The sequence below is a fragment of the Burkholderia sp. LK4 genome (assembly GCF_001043615.1).
Classification (GTDB): domain Bacteria; phylum Pseudomonadota; class Gammaproteobacteria; order Burkholderiales; family Burkholderiaceae; genus Burkholderia; species Burkholderia cepacia.
Genome location: NZ_LDUL01000030.1, coordinates 12,504 through 33,802 on the forward strand (window position 1 = coordinate 12,504; position 21,299 = coordinate 33,802).

Sequence of the window (21,299 nt, forward strand, 5' to 3'; positions counted from 1 at the left end):
GCCAGATGCAAATGAACGGGTTGATTCCATCGGCATGGATCGATGACGTCTATGCCGCGGCACTGGGCGATCAGCGCTGGGAAACGGTGCTGGACGGGCTGAGATCGTGGGTCGGCGTGCGCATGGTCACGCTGCTGTCGTTCGACGATGCGGCGCGGGTGCCGGCGATCGAGAAGGCGGCGGGTGACGACGCGTCATGGGTCGCCGCGTGTTATCACACGTACAACACCGAGTTCTATCGGTATGACCCGGTCGTGCCGGTCGCCGGCAACTGGCCGGCGGGCCGCTGGTTCGAGGACGTCAGGCACCTGTCCGCGCACCAGCGCGCGCACAGCGAGTTCTATCAGGAGTTCCTTCACCCTTACGGGATCGGCAGCATCTCGGGCCTGTACATCCATCGCGGCGAGGGTTCGGGCGCATTCCTCAGCGTCCAGGGCGGCCTCGAATCGCAGGGGCTGTCCGACGATCAGCGCCGCGCGATCGAAAACATGGGCATGCACATCAGCCGCGCGCTGCAGATCCAGGCGCGGATCGGCGAGCTCGAGGCGCGCGTGGCCGCGGCCGAATCGGCGCTCGATGCGATCCCGGTGCCGGTGTTCCTGCTCGGCGCGCAGCGCGAATTGCGCTATACGAATCGCGCGGCCGATCAGCTGATCGCGGCGGAGCCGGCGTTGCGGGTGGTGAACGGGCGTTTCGCGCCGGAAGGCTGCGTCGACGACGTGCAATGGCGGCACGCGTACGCGCGCGGCGGGCTGTTGTTGCGGCGCGCGACGGGCGAACCGTTGCCGCTGGCGTTGATGCCGGTGCCCGAGCAGTCGCGCCTGATGCGCGAGCGGCCGGGCGTCGCGACGCTGATGACGGCCGCCGACCTGCGTTCGCCGTCGGCCCGCGCGCAGCGGCTGCGCGTGTTCTACGGGCTGTCGTCGGCCGAGGCCGATCTCGCCGTGCTGCTGTGCTGCGACGGGCTGTCGCCGCAGGAGTGCGCGGGGCTGCGCGGCGTGTCGATCGGCACGATCCGCACGCAGATCAAGTCGATCTACGCGAAGACGGCCGTGGCGCGCGCGGCGCAACTGACGTCGCTGGTCATGCAGACATGACGGCAACGGCAGGCGAGCGCGCCTGTCGCTGCACGCTTTCCCCGTCGTTCTTTCCTTCCTGAATCGCGCCGCCGGCGGCGCGTGCGCATGACATTGCGCCGACGTACATGCGTTGAGATCAGTCATCCTACGACAATGAAAAGCGAAGCGGGCGATCGATTTCCACTGCCGGCCTAAGCAATCAGCCGGCCGCTCGCCGCAAATGCGAACCCGCTTCCGGAAAACGTTTCGCATAGTGCCACCTAAACAGAGAATACGATTCCCCGAAATTCGCTGCAAACCCATCGTGGCTGCGGTTCTACGGGTATGCACCAAGTGAGTTAAACGATTAACCGACGTACATTCGCGTCAACACGTCATACGACGTATGACTCTGCGGCCGGTGAGCATGGCGTCGAAGCGTGCGCATGCCGGCCGCTCGCCGCGCGACAACGAGTACAACCATCAAGGAGACTGACGATGAAGCACCGATTCACCCGCTCCCGTACCGCCCTGGCCGTTGCGCTGCTGGCCGGCTTCGCGATGTCCGCCCAGGCGCGCGTGTTCCGCTCGGCGGACGTGCATGGCGACAACTTCCCGACCAACATGGCCGTGAAGTTCATGGGCGACGAACTGTCGAAGCAGACGGGCGGCAAGGATTCGATCAAGGTGTTCGGCAACAGCGCGCTCGGCTCGGAGAAGGACACGGTCGACCAGGTGCGGATCGGCGCGATCGACATGGCGCGCGTAAACGGTGCGTCGTTCAACGAGATCGTGCCGGAATCGCTGATCCCGTCGTTCCCGTTCCTGTTCCGCGACGTCGATCATTTCCGCAAGGCGATGTACGGCCCGGCCGGCCAGAAGATCCTGGACGCGTTCACCGCGAAGGGGATGATCGCGCTGACGTTCTACGAGAGCGGCGCGCGCTCGATCTACGCGAAGCGCCCGGTGCGCTCGCCGGCCGACATGAAGGGGCTGAAGGTGCGCGTGCAACCGTCCGACCTGATGGTCGACGAGATCAAGGCGATGGGCGGCACGCCGACGCCGATGCCGTTCGCCGAGGTGTACACGGGGCTGAAGACGGGCCTCGTCGACGCGGCTGAAAACAACATGCCGTCGTACGAGGAAACCAAGCACTACGAAGTGGCGCCCGACTACTCGGAGACGCAGCACGCGATGACGCCGGAAGTGCTGGTGTTCTCGAAGAAGGTCTGGGACACGCTGTCGCCGCAGGAGCAGGCGGCGATCAGGAAGGCCGCGGCCGATTCGGTGCCGTACTACCAGAAGCTGTGGACCGCGCGCGAGGCGTCGGCGCAGCAGGCGGTGACGAAAGGCGGCGCGAAGGTCCTGCCGGCCGCGCAGATCGATCGCGCGGCGTTCGTGAAGGCGATGCAGCCGCTGTGGACGAAGTACGAGAAAACGCCGCAGATGAAGCAGATCGTCGACGAGATCGAGGCCACCAAGTGACGCGTCGCACTTCCCTGAACGGCGCCGGGGCCGCCGGCGGGGCGGCCGCCGCCCCGGACGGCACGGGGCCGGCGCGGCCGCATGCCGCGCCGCTCCTGCGCTGCGTGAACGACGTGCTGTTCCGCGTGCTGGCGGTGATCGCGTCGGCGTGCCTCGCGGTGCTGACGGTGCTGGTGTTCTACGCGGTCGTGATGCGCTACGTGTTCGAGAACGCGCCGGATTTCGTGGAGCCGATCGCGCTGCTGCTCGTGATCGTGATCGCGATGTTCGGCGCGGCGATGAAGGTGCGCGACGGTGGTCACATCGGCCTCGATTCGCTCGTGCGCCGGCTGCCGCCCAGGTCGCGCACGGTGGTGATCGCGATCCAGCACGTGAGCCTGATCGCGTTCGCGATCATGATCATGGCCGGCTGCGGCAGCATGGCCGCCGAGACGATGGGCGACCGCATTCCGATCATCGGGCTGCCCGAAGGCGTGCGCTACCTGATCGCGATGCCGGCCGCGATCGCCATCATCCTCTTCTCGCTCGAGCACCTGCTCGCGCTTCGTCGTTCTTCGCCGGGGCAATAACGCCATGGAACTCGCGATCCTGTCCGTCAGTTTTCTGATTTTCCTCGTGCTCGGCGTGCCCGTGTCGTTCGCGCTCGGCATCGCCTGCGTGCTGACCTATATGGTCGAAGGCCTGCCGATCGCGACCGCGATGCAGGCGATGATCTCGGGGATGAATGCGTTCTCGTTCCTCGCGGTGCCGTTCTTCATCTTCTCCGGCGAACTGATGCTGCACGGCGGCATCGCGGACCGGATCCTGCGCTTCGCGCAGGCGACCGTCGGCCACTTTCGCGGCGGCCTCGGGATGGCGAACGTCGTCGCCTGCACGCTGTTCGGCGGCGTGTCGGGCTCGCCGACCGCCGATACGTCGGCGATGGGCGGCGTGGTGATTCCGCTGATGAAGCGCGAAGGCTACAGCGCCGCGTACGCGGTCAACGTGACGACGCACGCGTCGCTCGCCGGCGCGCTGATGCCGACGTCGACCAACATGATCATCTACGCGTTCGCCGCGCAGGGCATCACCGGGATGCTGCACGGCCAGCCGGTGAGCGGCGTGTCGATCGGCGACCTGCTGTTTTCCGGGCTGCTGCCGGTGTTGTGGGTGATGGGCTTCGTGCTCGCCGCCGCGTACTGGCAGGCGGTGCGCCACGGCTACCCGCGCCGCGAAGACGGTTCGTCCGCGCTGCCCGCGTTTCCCGGCTGGTATGCGGTGCTGCGCAGCTTCGTCGGCGCGGTGCCCGGGCTGATGGTGATCGCGATCATCCTCGTATGCGTCGCGAAGGGGATCGCGACCGCGACCGAAGCCGCCGCGATCGCCGTCGTGTACTCGCTCGTGCTGACCGCGGTCGTGTACCGCACGCTGACGGCCGAGAAGCTGCGCCGCGCGCTGTCGCATGCGGCGCGCACGACGGGGGTCGTGCTGCTGCTGATCGCGGTGTCGAACATGCTGCGCTTCCAGATGTCGTACCTGGAGATTCCGGATGCGATCGAGGGGCTGCTGAAGCAGTCGACCGCCGCGCCGTGGCTGATGCTGCTGTACATCAACATCATCCAGGTGTTCCTCGGCACGTTCGTCGACATGGCCGCGCACATCCTGATCACGACGCCGCTGTTCCTGCCGATCGCGATGGCGTGCGGTGTCGGGCCGGTGCAGTTCGGGATCATGCTGCTGCTGAACTGCTCGCTCGGCCTCGTGCATCCGCCGATCGGTTCGGTGCAGTTCGTCGGCTGCGCGATCGGCAACGTGTCGATCGGGGAGACGACGAAGATGGCGTGGCCGTATTACCTCGCGATCTTCAGTGCGATCAACATCGTCACTTACATGCCGTTCTTCTCGACCTGGCTGCCCAGCGTGATCAGCGGGCACGCGGTGTTCTGACCGTATGCGTTGCCTGACGCGGCGCCGGACGACCGAGGTTGTCCGGCGCCGCGTACGTTTGCGTGGCGCCATTTTCGCGTATCGGTTATGCCACGATACGGAGCGGCTCATCTGCGGCGAATTTGGGAGTCAGCCCGTGTCGAAACGAGTATCGACTGATTTGCTGTAAGTGCACGTCGACGGAGCGCGGCAGCTTGCCAAATTGACCCTGGGAATTTCGGACATCGATTGATGCATCGCCGTGCTTTATGCCATGTTGTGTGCGGTGATTGATTCCTGATGAAGCATTATCCGTCAATAAAATATCGATTGACGGAAACAGTCCTTAACCATTTTTCGGGTTGGGCGTCTCTAACGCGACTGGCGACGAACTTTGCGTCGTCGGTATGAGCGCCTTGACGGCAGCGGCTTCAATGCCTGCCGGACGAGATTGGGCAATGCCTTGGATAGTCAAATCTCAGAAAAAATCAGGTGACTTGATATTGCCCCGGCTGCATATTCGTCGACGTTTTGATAAAGAAACGGACGGGATGCCGCTTATAAGCATTCATGTATCAGCAGCCCAAGCCATAACAATTGTTGACCATCTTTTGATTTTGGCTGTGCGAGCATCTGTCGAAAATTCCGAGAGAGACCAACCATGCGCCGCAAGATGCGCGATGTCGTGTTTCGGCACGTTCAACGGGGAACGGCCAAACAGAAAATTATCTTCGGTCAAGCTTCGCTGAAAAGCGAGGAGCATGCGCTTTGGGTCAAGGCAACCGCATGGGTCATGTCGGTCGTGATGTACCTCAGCCCCGCGGTACTCCTGATCGATCAAACTGCGCATGCCGCGCCGATCATCGATCCGCGTGCGCCGATCCCGTTTCAGCCGACGGTGACCGCGACTGGCTCGGGCGTTCCTGCTATCAATATCCCCGCGCCGAACTCGAATGGGGTGAGTCTCGGACAGTATCAGTCGTTCAACGTAGGACCCGAAGGCCTCGTGCTGAACAACAGCACGATTCCGGGTACGCCTCTGCTGGGCGGTTCGCTTGGCGCGAACCCGAATCTGAACGGCAGACCTGCGTCGTTGATCATCAACCAGGTCACGTCGAACAATATTGCGGTACTGAACGGGCCGCTCGAGACCTTCGGTGCTGCGGCGCCGGTCGTGATCGCGGCTCCCGGCGGGATATCGACAAACGGGTTGTCGCTGACGAATATTCCCAATCTCACGCTGACCACGGGCACGCCGCAATTCATCACGGGCGTCGGTGGCACACCAACCGATTTCGCGCATGCAGGTGCGGTCGCATACGATGTTCGATCCGGCAATATTTCGATCAACGGACCGGCAGGCGTTAACGGACCGGGAGCAGGGATCGAAGGGACGGTCGGGAATATCGACCTGATCGGACAAACGGTGACGCTGGCGGCACCGATCCGCGCGGATCAGCGCATCAACGTCGTGACGGGCAACCAGCTCGTTACTCCGACCACGACGGGCAATACCGGTACCGCGTACGGTACTGCTGCTAACGGTTTGCCGAGCAACGTCACGGCCATTCAGACACCGAACGGCCTGGCGATCGACGCGAACCAGTTCGGATCGGTCACGGCAGGGCAAGTGTATATCGTCCAAACCGCGGCTGGCCTTGGCGCCAACATGCAAGGCCCGTTGACCGCGACGGCGGGGAACGTCGTCGTGAATTCGAACGGCGATGTCACGGTCGGTCAAACGTTTGCCAGCCAGAGCGTGAGCCTGACGAGCGCGGGCAACACGACGATCAGCGGTACGGGACTCGCGAACCAGAATTACACGGTCAACGCCAACGGCGACATCAACGCGACCGGCTCTGTTTCAGCCGGGCAAAACGTGTCGATGAATGCCGGCGGCAATTTAAACGCTGCGTCAGTCGCTGCAAACGGTTCGGCGAACCTGATCGCCGGACAGTCGATGTCGATCGGCTCGCTGTCCGCGCACGACGTCGCATTACAGGCGACGAATGGCGATCTGACTGTCGGAGGGTTGAGCGCGCCCGGCGCGATCTCGGCCAAGGCCGGACGCGATCTGACGGTGAACGGTGCCGTTCAAGGCGGTAGCAAGGTTGCGCTGACGGGCGGACGCAATGCGAGCGTGAACGGTGCCGTGTCGGGCGTCGACAAGACGTCGATTGCTGCGACCACGGGCACCGCGCAAATCGCGGGCAGCGCGATCAGCAACGCGGCACTCTCGGTGACGGCTGGACAGGACGCGCTCGTAGGCGGCAATGTCTCAGCGCAGGGCCCGTTGACCGTCACCGCTAGCGCCGGCGACGCGACAATCTCCGGCACCGCGGTGACGCCAGGCACGCTGACGGTTCAGTCCGGCGGCACCACGACGCTTGGTGGGCAAACGCAGGCCGCGACCGCAAACGTGTCTGGCGGCAATGTGGCCGTCAACGGCGCGCTGACTACGACCAACGACGCGACGCTTGCGGCGACGAACGGAAACCTGACCGGGACTGGCGCGATCGGCACGACGACGGGTAACGTTGCGCTCTCTGCGAGCCAGAGCATCGCGTATGGCGGTGCGGTGCAAAGCGGTGGCGCGGTCACAGCGACGGCAGGGCAGGATGCGACGCTGTCGAACGTATCGGCGCCGGGCGCGATCGCGATCACGGCCGGTCGCGATGCGAAGGAAACCGGCAGTTTGACTGGTGGCAGCACGGTTTCGATGACGGCCGGCCGCGGCGCCAGCGTGAGCGGTACGGTCGCATCGGTTGGCGATACGACGATCACGGCGCAAGTCGGCTCAGCGACAGTAAGCGGTAGCGCTCGGTCCAATGGTGCATTGACCGTCAGTGCCGGCCAGAACGTCACGATTGGGGGCACCGCGCAGGCACAGGGCCCGGTATCGATTACCGCGCGGGCTGGTTCGCTGACGGGGCAAGGCAACGTCACGTCGTCGCAAGGTGCTGTCAATCTGGCCGCCGGGCAAGCGATTGCGCTGAACGGCGCCGTGCAGAGTGGCAGCACGATCAGTGCGGTGGCGGGTACCGACGCGAGCTTCGGCGGCACCGTTGCGGCGCCGGGCGCCGTTACGATCCTGGCAGGGCAAGATACGACGCTGGCCGGGAGCGTAACGAGCGGCGGGAACTTGAGCGTCACGTCAGGCGGAAGCACCAGCCTCAAGGCGGCGGCCGCATCCGTTGGCGACATGACGCTCGCCGCGAACGGCGGCAGTTTGAGCACGTCAGGGAACGTAGTCTCGACGGGCGCGCTGAATGCGAGCGGCCAGCAGGGCGTGAATCTGGGCGGTACGGTCTATAGCGGCGGCAACGCGCAGATTGGATCGACTGCAGGCAGCGTCGCGGTAGCCGGTACGGTATCGACCCCTGGCACGTTGAACATCAACGCGGGACAGGATGCCTCGGTTGCCGGGACCGTGCAAAGCGGCCAGAACACGACGATTGCGGCCGCGCGTGATGCCAACCTGAACGGTGGCCTCGAGGTCGGCAATTCCGGCAATGCGAATGTGACAGCTGGGCGCGACATCAACGGCACCGGCGCGATCGGCGTCGCGAACGACACGACACTGAAGGCCGGAAACAATATCGGCATCAGCGGTACGGTCCAGACCGGCAACAATCTGACGGCGACGGCGGGTAACAACCTGTCGGTCGGCGCGACGACGGCTGTGGGTACCAGCACGCTGACGGCAACGAACGGCGCCGCGGCGTTGACCGGCGATGCGCTGTCGGGCGGGACGACGACGATCACGGCAGGCACTGATGTCAATACCCAAGGCAGCGTCAAGAGCCTCGGTGATCTGTCGGTCAATGCGAAGTCGGGCAACCTGACGGCGGCCGGCACTGTCTCGACTGCGGGTAATGCCGCGCTGAACGCGGGCCAGAACCTGACGCTTGCCGGCCAGACGACGGTCTCCAAGAGCGCGACGCTCGCAGCGACGAACATCACGACGCAGGGTGTATCGGCTGGCGGGAATCTGACGGCCACCGCGAGCCACGCGCTCGATACGTCAGCAGGGCAACTCAATGCGCAGTTCGACGCGAATGCGCCGGCGCTGTCCGTGGGCGGCAACGCGACGCTTTCGGGTGCGAACGTGACTACCGCGAACGCGGTAGTCGGCGGCGCGACGCAGATCACCGGTACGCAAAGCCTGACGATGGGTGGCACGGCCGCGTTCAAGGGCGACGCGACGTTGGCAGGCGGTACGGTCAATAACGTCGGTACGCAAATGGCGGCCGGCAATCTGAATGTGTCGGGTACGACCGTCACGAATTCGGGTGCACTGTCCTCACTGCAGACCGCGACAATCAATGCCGCGGACCTCGTGAACAGCGGCTCCGTCTATGGGCCCACCACGAACGTCACGGCGAGCGGTAGCGTCACCAACTCGGGTAGCCTTCTGGCGACGAGCGCGCTGAACGTCACGACGGCGAATCTGAGCAACCAAAAGGGTGTGTTGTACGCCGGTGATGTTGCGAATCCGACTGCTGCAACGGGCAATACGACCGTGACGGTGACAGGGGGCAACGGTTCGTTCAACAATTCAGGCGGCACGATTTATGGGCAGAACAACGCGACGCTCAATCTGCCGAATCAGACGTTGGACCCGTCTGCCTCGACCTTCGGTACGGTCGACAGCCGCAATGGCGTCAATCTGTCGGCGCAATCGGTCAATAATTCGGGAGCATGGACGCTGCCGAGTTCGAACGTCACGGTGTCCACCGCGCAGGGCTTCAACAACACCGGCACGATCAATCAAGGCATCGGTGCACTGACGTTGAATGGCGCTGTCGGAAATACTGGCACGATCAATGGCAACGACCTGACGATCAATGGCTCGCTCGCCAATCAGACCGGTGGCACGGTTGCGGCGCTCGATGCGCTGACGCTCAACGGCTCGGGTACGAATAGCGGTACCGTTCACGCAGACAATACGCTGACGATTGCGGGGACGAGCTACGACAATTCGAACGGGGTGACCAGTGCAGGCAATAGCAAGGGCCTGGCCGGTAGTGGCAATGCAACGATCAACCTGAGTGGCGATCTCGGGAACGCTGGCGGCACGCTGACGGCGACGAACGATCTGAAGATCACGGCAAACAACGTCAACAACTCCGCTGCGGCAACGGTCACAACCACCACGACCACCAAGACCGTCGACAATCCAGGGTTGCTGATGGCCACGCCGATCGGCTCGGAACTGGTCTATGCGATTTTTAACGTGGGCAAGGATGGCGGAACGCTGACGCTTGGGCAGGCAAACCTGCCGGCGACGCTCGGCGGGCTCTTGTCGGTCGGTGGCGAGCAGCCGACCAATTCAACGGTATGGTCGATTTCCAGCGCCAGGCCGATCTATCAAGGATGGGGCGATCCGTCGTCACCGGTTGCGTCCTCGGGCACGATCCAGTTTGCACTGGTGCCCACGAGTAACGCGCCCAAAGGGGCCATGTGGGTAGTCGTGCCGCCGTCGACGCCAGTATCAGGTGCAACGACGGTTCAAACCCTCGCCCTGCCGACCGTTACCGAGACCACCACCACAACTGGTGCGTCCGTTACGTCGTCTGTCATCGCGGCCGGCCACGACCTTAGTCTGACCGCGAATGCGCTCAATAACCAGAGCGGTATCGTGAGCGCGGGCCATGATGCCAGCGTGAACGTGCAGCAGCTCCAGAACGGCGGCTCGAGCTTCACGTCGTCAGTCACCGACACGGTCGATGGTGCGTCGCTGAATGCGTTCCTGACGTCGCTGCAGGCGTTGCAGAAATCCGGACCGATCGGCGTGGCCGGCACGGCGAACCCAAGTGGCACCTATCAGTGCGAGGGAGGGTATTGCCTGGTCGGTACGCCAACGCCGCCGGCAACCTATACGATCAGCGCGCCGGGGACGGTGCCGCTGGAGACGACTACCAGGACCGCCACGACACAAGGCGCGGTCGGGCAGATTCTGGCCGGTAACAACCTGGATCTGTCGGGCGGCAATCTGACCAATACCGGCACGCTCGCAGCTGGCAATAACGTCACGATTCAGGCGGCAAGCTTCACGAATCAAGGATCGAATGTCGGGTCGAAGGCCGTGACGGCCGGGTGTGCGTCGGGGGTGTCGAATGCCGGCTGCTCGAATCTGAGAACCACCAACCCGAACTCGGAGGCGTACAGCTACCAGCAGACCAACAGCAACGTGACGGCCGGTCACGACATCGTCATTGCCGCCAACCAGGTCAGCAACACCTACGGCAATCTGGTTGCGAAGAACGATGTCGTCATCGGCGGTGCTGGCGCGACTGCGGCGAACACGACGCAGGCTGCCAGTGTGACGAACACGTCGGCCGCAATCGAGGCAGGTCATAACGTGCAAATCAACGCGGCCAGTGTGACGAACACGATTGCCGCGCCGGTGGCGGTCCATCAGAACTATGGTTCGGCGTCGCCCTATAGCGGGTGTGGCCAGAACTGCGAAGCGTATGTCGAGGTGCAGTCGGCTACGCCGTCCACGATTACGGCGAACAACGACCTGTCGATCGCAGCGGGGATGTTCAGCAACACCGGCAGTCTCGTCACGGCACTGAATACCGCGACGATCAACGCGACCCAAAGTGCATCGAGCGACAACCAGTACCTGCACGCGTACTGGACCGGTAATCCGGTTGGTACCCGAACGTGGGGCTGCCTGGGCATGGCGTCGACTTGCCAGAATCTGTATGGCGGGGCGTTCAATGCTGGCGATGCGCAAGCAGTATCGGGCCTGCCGTCGAACGTCGGATTGCCCGATTTCGGGCCGGGCACGATTCAGGCAGGTAATCTGAGCGTCCATTCGCCGACGCTGAACAATACCGGCAACGTGATCGGCCAAACGGTCACCCTGACGGGCTCGACGCTCGTCAACGGGATTACGAACCCGAACGTCTTTACGCCGCCGCCGGTCGTCTCGGGACAGGTAATTTCGCTGGCTCCGCCAACGCTGCCCGGTTCGATCGCGGATTCGGTGAACAAGGCCGGGTTGGTCACGGATCAGAACGGCCGGCCGACGTCGGTCACCGGGATGACCGGTTTGCCGGCCAATACGCCGATCGGAGCGCAGACGGTCGGTCAACCGGTGGCACCGGTGGTCACGGTCACGACTCGCCCGGTGGGTGCGTCGCCTGGCTCGGCGTTGGCACCCATCGCGGGTACGCCGCAAAGTGTCACCGTCAAGACGATTGCGGGTGCGACGACCACGGTCAGCTACCTGACCAGCAATCCTGCCGCTCAGGTGGTCGATTCGCTGTCGTCGGCCTCACTGATCGCGAACTTGCCCGCGAACTTGCAGCCGGACAGCGTGCCGTTCTATTACGACCCGTACACGGAAAACCAGCTGGTCGAGCAGGCGGCATTGCAGGCAATCGGCAAGAGCAGCTTCTACAGCACGACGAGTGCGACCGACAGCACGAGCCAGGTGTCGATCAACAATCAGGACAAGGCAGCGTTGTATGGCGCGGCGCTTGCGTATGCGGAGAAAAACAATGTCGCGCTCGGCACAAAGCTGAGCGATGCCCAGCTTGCGCAGATCAACGCGCCGATGCTTTGGTATGTCGAACAATCCGTGCCGGAGCCGGGATGCAGCACGACCGGCGGCGCAGCCTGTCCGACGGTGCAGGCGCTGGTGCCTGAGGTGCTGCTGCCGAAGAATTTTGCCGTTTTGAACGCTGACGGTGAAATCACGGGCACTAATGTCGCGCTCAATTTCGCGAACAGCATCCTGAATACCGGCACGGTTACGGCGCAGAACCTGACGGTCACGACGGGTTCGCTGACCAACGAACAGCGCTCGACGGATATCGGGACGATTTATCAGAAGGGTCCGGAAGGCGTGACGTTGCAGACCACGGGCACCGTGGTGCAACAAGGCGGTTTCATGTCGGCCGCCAATTACGACCTGCACGTGCAAAGCCTGAACCAGATCGGCGGAGCACTCCAGAAAGTCGGCGCTGACGGCGCGGTCGACACGGCTGGCACGCAGGCGATGCTGGCGAATCTGAAGAGTCAACTCGGCGGTAACTTCACGCAACAGACCGTCACCGACCATCTCGATACCCAGGTTCTCGACAGCGACTCGTGGTTCGACCAGGTCTTCATGACTGGGGTGATCGTCGGGCTCTCGATCATGGGGGGGATGGCGGCGTCAGCGGCTGCTGGTGCCGCAGCAGGGGCGACAGCAGGTTCGGGTACTGCGTTTGCAGCTGCAGGGACAGGCGTCGGCGCCTTGGGAGCCGGCACGGCTAACGTGGCACTGTCGGCGGCATTCTCCGGGATGATGAATAGCACGATGAGTCAGCTGAACTCGGGCGGCTCATTCAGTGTAGGGAAGATGCTTGAGACGGGAGGTGTAGCTGGACTGACGGCCGGTCTGACGAATGGCATTACCTTCAGTGACGGTGCTGCGGGCTGGTCGTGGGGCTACTCGCAAAACAGCCTGGCAGCGTTGGCCGGCGTACAGTCGGTAGGCAATACGCTGGTGCCGCAGGCTGGTGTAGCAAGCGGTTCATTGCCGACGGCGTTCACGGCGCTTGCTGCTGAGACGGTGCTTCAAGCAACCGTGCAGACTGGCATTCAGGGCGGAAGCTTCCTTACGAATTTGCGTAACAGCGCGATATCGAACGCAGGAGCGGTTGCTGCGTTCGGTATCGGCAATGCGAAAGGTGGATTGCTGAATGATCTGGGGCCGGTGGCGGGCGAGGCAGCATATCTGGCACTTCATGCAGCGTTGGGATGTGCTTCTGGGGCTGCCACAGGGCAAGGGTGTGGTGGCGGTGCGATTGGCGGAGCAGTCAGTGCAGCATTTTCTCCCGACGTCCTGAAGGGGATTGATCCGACGGGGGCGCCGCTCGATCCGGGGCAGCAAGCGGTACTCGCGGCAATCGCGACATGGGCCGGTGGCGGGTTTGCCGGGTTGGCCGGTCAGAACGTAAGCGCCGCAATGACCGCTGCGCAGAACGAGGTGACGAACAACACCGATGGGCATCCGGCCGATGCCGCAAAGGGGGGGGTACTCACAAGTCTTGGCGAAATGGCCCTCACCGTGCTTATGCCATGGCGGAGCCAGACGGGGCAGACCTACATGCAACCGGTCACGTCGACCGCGAAGGGTGTGGGGGACCTTGTTCAGGCAAACTACGGGAATAAATCGCAACCACCGACTGATGCGAATCGGCAAGTCGATTCCAGCGGTGGGCCGGACAACACGCCGACCGCGCCGGCGACAGTAACGCCCGCGCTGGCCGCGTTGTGCGCGGTTACAGGCGGCCTTGGCTGCATGACGTCGCTTCTGCTTGGGGTTACTGCGTCAACTCCGACGGTGCCCAGCAATGTCAGTTTGTCGAGTGGCAACGGTGACAGTGGTTCATCGGCGACGCAAGGTAATGGAGGCGCCGCTGGTAGTAATCGCCAAGGATTGGACTGGTCAATCGTCAGTAAATCAGGCGAAACTAGACCCGATCACGTGGCTGCTCAGCACGGTGATTTGAATCTCCAAAAGCAGGCGCAAGGGGTGTTCTATGGCGACCCAGTATCTACCGTCAACGATGCGTGGAGTATCGCTCAGAAGACCGGAGTCCAACCAGTAGCTAGCGGCGGTGCTGACGTATATGTTGTGCCTCGTCCGAATTCCGGTTATGCGGGCGGGTACTCTGGCCAGAGGCAGAATTTAAACTCGGTGACAATCATCACCGTTCATGGAACAAACCAAGTCATAACCGCGTATCCCGGTAACGGCTTACCCTTACCCAAAGCACCTTGACTATGACATATCTACACTACGCAGTGGTCAAAGAATCGTGTCCGGTTTGCGGCCAAGGACGTGTTTTGGTGGCAGTCGAGAAGGACGGTCACTCACTCTTCGTGGTATGCGAGGATTGTGAGTCAGAATGGAGTACTCCTATCGAATCATGTGATGCATCGCTAGCGACGCGTGATCAGCACACGTTCCTGCGGTACTTAGAGCCTGCCGATCTGATTGGCCATCAATGGCATTCGCAGTTACTGAATGCTTAGCTCCTCGGGACGGAATTGGCATGACGACTCGCTCTAGTCGACTGGAAAGGACGTTGGCCGGCAAGCTCGAGCGGCGTTGTAGCCGTGTGGTTCCCGGGTCTGTCGCTGTGGAGGGAACCGAGTTCGTCTATTTTTCTGATGACGGGAAGCATCCATTCAGAAAGCAGTTTAAGAATTTGACCGAATTCACGAACCCGCCGCATGCGCAACGCGGAGGAGTGAATGAACGAGGGTGCAGGATCAAAGTGCCAGATGGCCAACAATTCCATGCCATTGGCTACCATGGTGATGTTGAGGGGTGGCGCTTGGACATAGAAGCAGGCGCGCGAGCGCTAAATATCCTTCTCGCTCGGATCGAGGGCAACCAATTCATCGTATCCGATGGTCGAACGTTTGAATTGATTCAATGCGAAATTGAATTCACGTGATTCGGGTGAGGGAGGTGTGACTCCGGCCCTCTTCGTAGTATCGATGAACTGCATTGCGAGTACATTTTTACAATAGAAATTCTGCGCGGACTTAGAAGTAAAGCAAATGAAAAACCTACCGGGGTCGAAGCGGATGATGTATCGAAAGCCGCTCAAACATAGCTTAGTCCTGACGTGGCTCGGCGTGTCCTGCTCAGCTTTCGCGACACGCATCGTTGCCGATGGTGGCACTGCGACGTCCATTTCGACAGGTACGGCGGGGCGACAGACCGTCAACATCGCGCCTGCCATCGGTGGTGTTTCGAACAACAGTTGCTCGTCCTTCAATGTCACAAAGACTGGCGCGGACCTCAACAACATCGGCATCAACGCACGCACGATTGTCAACCAGGTCACGAGCACAAACCCGTCGCTGATCCAGGGCAACATCAACGTGCTCGGCTCGCGCGCGAACGCCATCTTGGAGAATCCGAACGGCGTGACAGTTGATGGCGGAAGCCTCACGAATATCGGCCACGTCGTGCTGTCGACGGGCCAGGTTAGCTTCACAGATGTGACGCTAGCGCCAGGCACGGTGCAGCGCAAAGTCGTGCTGAACACCGACCGCGGCCCGATCACGATCGGGAGTGGGGTATTGTTTGTAATGAAAGAGAATCAACTGAATTTTTTTAATTATGATGTGAATGATATCGGCGTGCATATTGAATGAGGGCAGGTGTGGAAAATATTGTTGCCATATTAAAAATATCTATCGATGCTCAGAATCCGAAGGTCGCGGGCGTTCGCACCGGGTATTCTCCGCACCATAAGTTCGTCAATATTGATTGGCTTGCAAGTGGAAGGCATGTCTACGGCGACAGAGATCTCCATTACCCTGGAGAAACTCTAAAGGCGAAGATAAAGTTCGCCAGTTGGGAGTGTATGCGTGACAACATTAGAGTCGGCGATCAGTTTGATATTTTGGAAAACGATCGACTAATCGGTCATGGAGTTGTCGACACGATATTGTGAGTTCATTCGCTCGCCACATTTGCGACAACATCTTGCGGATCTACAGGGACTGTGGGTAAATCGCGATCAGTGGCCGCACTTCTATTTTAGGTTGATTAAAATAAGCTACGCATTGGCAGCTATCATGGCTTGCGGCTGCGGGTAATTTGTTGTCACTGATAACGCAATGCCACGTGGAGTGTTGTTTCGTGTAAAGCGGAATGCCCATTCCAAAATGGATATTAACTATGACGTACATGCACTACGCAGTTGTCAACGAATCCTGTCCAGTTTGCGGTCAGGGGCGTATTCTGGTGGCAGTCGGCAAGGATTGTCACTTATTATTTGTTGTTTGCGAAGATTGCGAGTCAGCATGGAATGCCCCCCAGCCAATCATTCGATGCGTCACTGGCAACACGTAATGAACACGCATTTTTGAGGTATTTGGAGCCTGCTGAACTAATTGACCATCAGTGGTATTTTGAATTGTTAAATATTTGGCAAATATTGTTATTTTCATGGTGTTAAGAAATAAATACTTCGCTGCCGATATATTTTGTTCGACTTGTCTGGGAATGCAATGAAGCTAGATGTCGAGGGTAAGCCAACTATTGAGAATGCCAAAGGGTTTCAGGTGATTCGAGCCCTCAAGTCACTCAAAAGCTACGGTCCGTCGTCGTATGCTTCCTTGACTGACGATGCTGGAAATTATGTCCAAATTGTGGGCGGTGGGGCATCGTGCATGATTGAGCACTATAAAGTTGACAGCGCCAAGCGAACTCGTGCCTTTCATGACAATCCGAGCCCGATTCGCCCGGATGGAACCATTCTTTCATTTCGAGCTGGAAATATTCCGATGCGATCGGATGAGTGGTTTATGGTTAATCAGGCGATCGAGATATTTGCGGCATTTATTAATGGGATGGAATTTCCAGTTTTCGCTCATTGGCGAGACTCGCCTGGCTTCTAAGTGTTGTGCGCCGATATATGCGTAAAATTGAGGGAATTGTGCGGCGGTATTTATTGTGATCTTCGTGTATATATTCGAACATTTGGGATCTTCAATTATGAAGAGGTTGTGGCTGCGACATCTTGTCGATTTTCGAGGCGGAGATTGCATGGCTACTCGCTCGAACCGACAGGGATCGGTTCGTTGTATCCAATGTTCGAGCGTTTGAGTTGACTCAATGCGAAGTTGAATTCACTTGATTTGGGGTAGATAGGGAAATTGCTGCGGTCGCGGCCCTCTTCGTAGTGCAGATGACTGCTTTCTGGATGCTTCCTTACAGCTAGAACTCTGCACGTATTTGGAAGTGAAAAAATGAAAAACTTTCCGGGGTCGAGACGGATGATCTATCGAAAACCGCTCCAACATGGCTTAGTCCTGACGTGGCTTAGCGTTTCCTGCTCGGCTTTCGCGACAGGCATCGTTGCGGATGGTGGCACCGCAACGTCTATTTCGACAGGTGCGGCCGGGCGACAAACCGTCAACATCGCGCCTGCCATCGGCGGTGTTTCGAACAACAGTTACTCGTCCTTCAACGTCTCGAGAGCCGGCGCAGACCTCAACAACGTCGGCATCAACGCGCGCACGATCGTCAATCAGGTCACGAGCACAAACCCGTCGCTGATCCAGGGCAACATCAACGTCCTCGGCCCACGCGCCAACGTGATCCTGGCGAATCCGAACGGAGTGACGGTCGACGGCGGAAGCTTTACGAATACCGGCCACGTCGTGCTGTCGACCGGTCAGGTGAGTTTCACCGACGTGACGCTTGCGCCCGGCACGATGCAGCGCAACGTCGTGCTGAACACGGACCGCGGAACGATCACGATCGGTGCAGGCGGCCTGACGGGCGACCTGATCGGCCTCGATCTTGTCGCCAAGCAACTGGCTGTGAACGGGCCGGTGACGAACACCTACGACAACAAGACCGGTGTGCCGAGTTTCATTCGCGGCACTGTCGGCAGCAGTACCACGAGCTGGAACGGGGGCATGTCGCCAACCGATAACGGTCACGACTGGCTGATCGGTACCACTTCCCCCGGAGCGGCAAGCAACGCGCTCGCGGTCGACATCACGGCCGCCGGCGGTCTGACGGCCGGACGTGTTGAACTGGTCATCACCGACCAGGGCGCGGGCGTCCGAAGTCTTGGGAAGCTCTACGCGAACGCGGGCGATGCCGTGGTCACTTCGACTGGTGACGTCACGATCGCCGACAACCAGTTCTTCGGCGCACATGACGCATCGATCTCGACGACCGGCGCGGTTACGCTACAGGGAGCGCAACTGAATGCCGGAAACAACGCGACGGTTCATGCCGGCTCGATCTCGCTTTCGGACGATGTGGTCGGCCCGTCGACGCTCAGTGCAACCAACGCTGTCAATCTGACGAGCGGCGGCGACATTACGAATGTCGGCAGCGTGATTCAGGCGGGTACGACGACAAATGGCACACCTTCCGGCGGCGACCTGACGCTGAACGCGGCCGGCGATATTCGCAACGGATCGAGCGCGAGCAATCAAGGCATCATTTTCTCGGCCAATGGCAAGACATCGCTGACTGCGGGCGGCAACATCATCAACGATAACGCACGCATCGCATCGAACGGCGGCATGAGCCTGACGGCGGCCGGCGACGTGCAGAACGTCATCGACCACTCGGGCGGTACGAATGGCGGCCAGCCAGCGGCGTACACGGATCGAGGCGGCAGCTTCCCGTTCTTCACACATTCGACGACCGGGGTCAACGTCGACTACGGGATCGTCAATCGTCCTGACCAGATTGCCTACCTCGCGACAACCAGTGGACCGTTGACGATCACCGGACGGAACGTGACGAATTCGGGCGGTGTTATTCAAGCGACTGCCGGTGATATCACCATTGCGGCACAGAACGCGTTCACGAATGCGGCGGTGTTCTCGGGGAAGGCGAACTATTCGCGCAGCTGCTGGATCTTCTGTCACGCCAACGCATCGAGCAACGTCACGCCTTACGGTGGCACGATCCAGGCCAGCAGCGATTCGCAGTCCGGCGTGAGTGGCAACATCTCGATCAAGAGCGGCACCGTCGCGCGCAACATCGGCGGCAATGTCTTTGCGACAGGTGACATCGAGGTCGACGCACCGATTACCTATGCGCAGGGCGTGACCGGATACTCGGCGATCAATCAGGATCGCGGCTTCAAGGCCTTCTTCGGCAGCACGTGGGCGCAGTTGATCGCGATGGATGTCGGAGGTGGGTTCGCCGCGAACGGACAGGTGTTCCTGACCGGCGACGGCGTGATCGACGGCGGGTCGTTCAGCGGCGGAAAGGGTGTGACGGCTGCTGGCGGCATTACTACCGTGCGTGCGCCGTCGAGAACACCGGTTTCGATCGATCAGCATCTGGGCCTGACGACGTGGTGGTGGCGGTAAGCGAATGAACTATCGACCGAAAACCCACCTCGGAATGATCGTCGCTGCCGTTCTGGCAACCGCGGTCGTCTTCGCCGCATCGATGAACAGTGCCGAGGGCATTGCGACGTCGGCTCACGGGCTTCTGCGCGCACAACAACGATGAAATCACCGGTCTTCCCTCGATACAAGCTGCCACTGCTGGTCGCGAGCCTCGCAGCATGGTACATGCCGGCGCATGCGCAAACGGTACCTCCCGCGATCCGACCCGTGCAGGACCCCGCGCAACTGATCATCGAACAGCAGCGCGAACTGGCACGCCAGCGTCAGCTCGAACAACCGCCGCCTTCGGTGACGATCCCGCCGCTGTCCGATACGACGCTCGACGTTCCGCCCGGTACGCCGGTCGACGCGATCGTCGAAAGTGGTCCGACATTTCGGGTCGGGCAGATTCTGCTGCAGTCGGCCGACGGCAAGCCGTTCGACTCGCCCGGACGCGTGTCGCGCGCGCGACTCGATGCCGTCGTCGCCGAGTTTTCGAATCACGAGCTCGGCACGCACCGCATCAATGTCCTGTTGAAGCGTCTGACTGATACGTTTGTCGCGGCGGGCTATGTGACGACCCGCGCACTGCTGGGCCCGCAGAATTTATCGTCCGGCACTCTTCGGGTCACGATCCAAGTCGGCCACATCTCGGGTTTTGTGGTGAACGGGCAGCCGATACGTCGCCTCAACCCTGGTGAAGCGTCGGCAGGCGGCGGCTGGCTCACCGACGTCGGTTATGCAAATGCGTTCCCTGTGTCGTCCGGTGACCCGCTTCGTCTGTCGGATATCGATCAAGGTGTCGCGCAGATCAATCGTCTGCGCCGCAACCAGGCTGCGGTGCAGATCCTGCCGGGCCAGAATGCCGGTGACTCGATTGTCGCCATCGCCAACAAGCCCGGCGACCGGCTGTATTTCAATCTCGGTATCGACAACTACGGCAGTTCCGCAACCGGTGTGACGCGCTATCGGGCCGGTGTCGAAGCGGACAACCTGCTTGGTTTGCAGGAATCGTTTAGCGTCAACTTCCTCGACAGTCAGGATAGCAACGCACTGGTCGGATCGTTCGCCGTACCGTTCGGGCGCAATACCTTCAGCTACACGATCGCGGATTCCGAATACCAGCAACTGATCGGCTCGACGGCGCTTCTCTATGGCCGCACGCTCTCGCACATTTTCGGATGGAACTACCTGGTCGGCAGGACCGTGAGCGACATCACCAGTATCGACACGACGCTCTCGTGGCGTCGCACCGATCGAACGATCAACGGCGCGGACCTCGATCCGCAGCGCGTCGCCGTACTCCGGGTCGGCGGCAACTGGCTGCACAAGTTTGTAATGAACGACGCGCAAGGGAATTTCACGGTCAACGGCGGGCTGTCCCAGGGTCTACCGTGGTTCGGTGCAAACCACGACGAGCACGGTATCGCGCGCGACGCCGCGCATAGTCAGTTCACCAAGCTCGATGCGACGGCGACGGTTACGTTGCCGCTGCCGAAGTTGAACGGTGCGGTACTGGTGTACCGGGGCGTGTTGGGCGGCCAGTACACGAATACGGCGCTGTACGGCTCGGAGCAGCTCTATCTCGGGGGCATGGATACGATCCGGGGCTTCCGATCGGGTGAGATCGCGGGGGACCGTGGCCTCTATGCGCGTAACGAGCTCGCATGGGTGAACGTTCCGATGTGGAGGGAAGGCCGTATCGAGCCGTACGCTTTCCTCGATGCCGGCAAGACGAGCCTGATCGGTGCGTCGGGTTTCCCGACGCTCGCCGGCATCGGGGCCGGCCTGCGTGCCCAATGGCAGTGGCACAAGCAGTCGCTTTCGGGTGAGGTGCTGGTCGGGCGCGCGCTGACGCAACCGGCGGCGCTGGGCAACAAGGCGACGCTGGTACTCGGCACCTTGAACTGGTTTTACTAGAGCGAATTTAGTCGTGTCCTACTACCCCTCAGT

The 21,299-nt window shown here is 61.1% G+C and carries 11 protein-coding genes; all 11 read left to right on the plus strand.

The window, feature by feature from the left end:
* The first annotated feature begins 5 nt into the window (after positions 1–5).
* The 11 genes from VK92_RS15980 to VK92_RS16020 all read left to right on the plus strand — a co-directional run bounded on the left by VK92_RS15980 (position 6) and on the right by VK92_RS16020 (position 21,266).
* On the plus strand, positions 6–1,097 hold the full coding sequence (locus tag VK92_RS15980) for a helix-turn-helix transcriptional regulator (RefSeq protein ID WP_048027557.1): 1,092 nt from the start codon (positions 6–8) through the stop codon (positions 1,095–1,097).
* 459 nt (positions 1,098–1,556) lie between these two features.
* Complete coding sequence (locus VK92_RS15985) at positions 1,557–2,543, plus strand: TRAP transporter substrate-binding protein (protein ID WP_048027553.1); 987 nt, start codon at positions 1,557–1,559, stop codon at positions 2,541–2,543.
* Positions 2,540–3,112 (plus strand): TRAP transporter small permease, encoded by a 573-nt coding sequence (locus tag VK92_RS15990; RefSeq protein ID WP_048027551.1) that lies wholly within the window; start codon positions 2,540–2,542, stop codon positions 3,110–3,112. The genes VK92_RS15985 and VK92_RS15990 overlap by 4 nt, the downstream gene beginning before the upstream one ends.
* Before the next feature lie 4 nt (positions 3,113–3,116).
* Positions 3,117–4,469, plus strand: a complete 1,353-nt coding sequence (locus VK92_RS15995) for a TRAP transporter large permease (protein ID WP_048027547.1) — start codon at positions 3,117–3,119, stop codon at positions 4,467–4,469.
* A 640-nt stretch (positions 4,470–5,109) separates the two neighbouring features.
* The gene (locus VK92_RS16000; protein WP_053077834.1) at positions 5,110–14,235 is read left to right on the plus strand and encodes a two-partner secretion domain-containing protein; all 9,126 of its coding nucleotides are present in this window, start codon (positions 5,110–5,112) and stop codon (positions 14,233–14,235) included.
* 307 nt (positions 14,236–14,542) lie between these two features.
* Complete coding sequence (locus tag VK92_RS40110) at positions 14,543–14,917, plus strand: hypothetical protein (protein WP_231616455.1); 375 nt, start codon at positions 14,543–14,545, stop codon at positions 14,915–14,917.
* Between the two features lie 136 nt (positions 14,918–15,053).
* Complete coding sequence (locus VK92_RS40115; protein ID WP_122982895.1) at positions 15,054–15,626, plus strand: filamentous hemagglutinin N-terminal domain-containing protein; 573 nt, start codon at positions 15,054–15,056, stop codon at positions 15,624–15,626.
* Between the two features lie 861 nt (positions 15,627–16,487).
* Positions 16,488–16,877, plus strand: a complete 390-nt coding sequence (locus VK92_RS40120; protein WP_082163765.1) for a hypothetical protein — start codon at positions 16,488–16,490, stop codon at positions 16,875–16,877.
* Between the two features lie 351 nt (positions 16,878–17,228).
* Entirely contained in the window at positions 17,229–19,325 is a 2,097-nt protein-coding gene (locus tag VK92_RS16015) for a two-partner secretion domain-containing protein (RefSeq protein ID WP_231616456.1), read from the plus strand.
* A gap of 4 nt (positions 19,326–19,329) precedes the next feature.
* Positions 19,330–19,470 (plus strand): hypothetical protein, encoded by a 141-nt coding sequence (locus VK92_RS41840; RefSeq protein ID WP_156190769.1) that lies wholly within the window; start codon positions 19,330–19,332, stop codon positions 19,468–19,470.
* Between the two features lie 62 nt (positions 19,471–19,532).
* A complete protein-coding gene (locus VK92_RS16020) occupies positions 19,533–21,266 on the plus strand; it encodes a ShlB/FhaC/HecB family hemolysin secretion/activation protein (RefSeq protein WP_048027539.1) in 1,734 nt (577 codons plus the stop codon).
* Positions 21,267–21,299 lie beyond the last annotated feature (33 nt).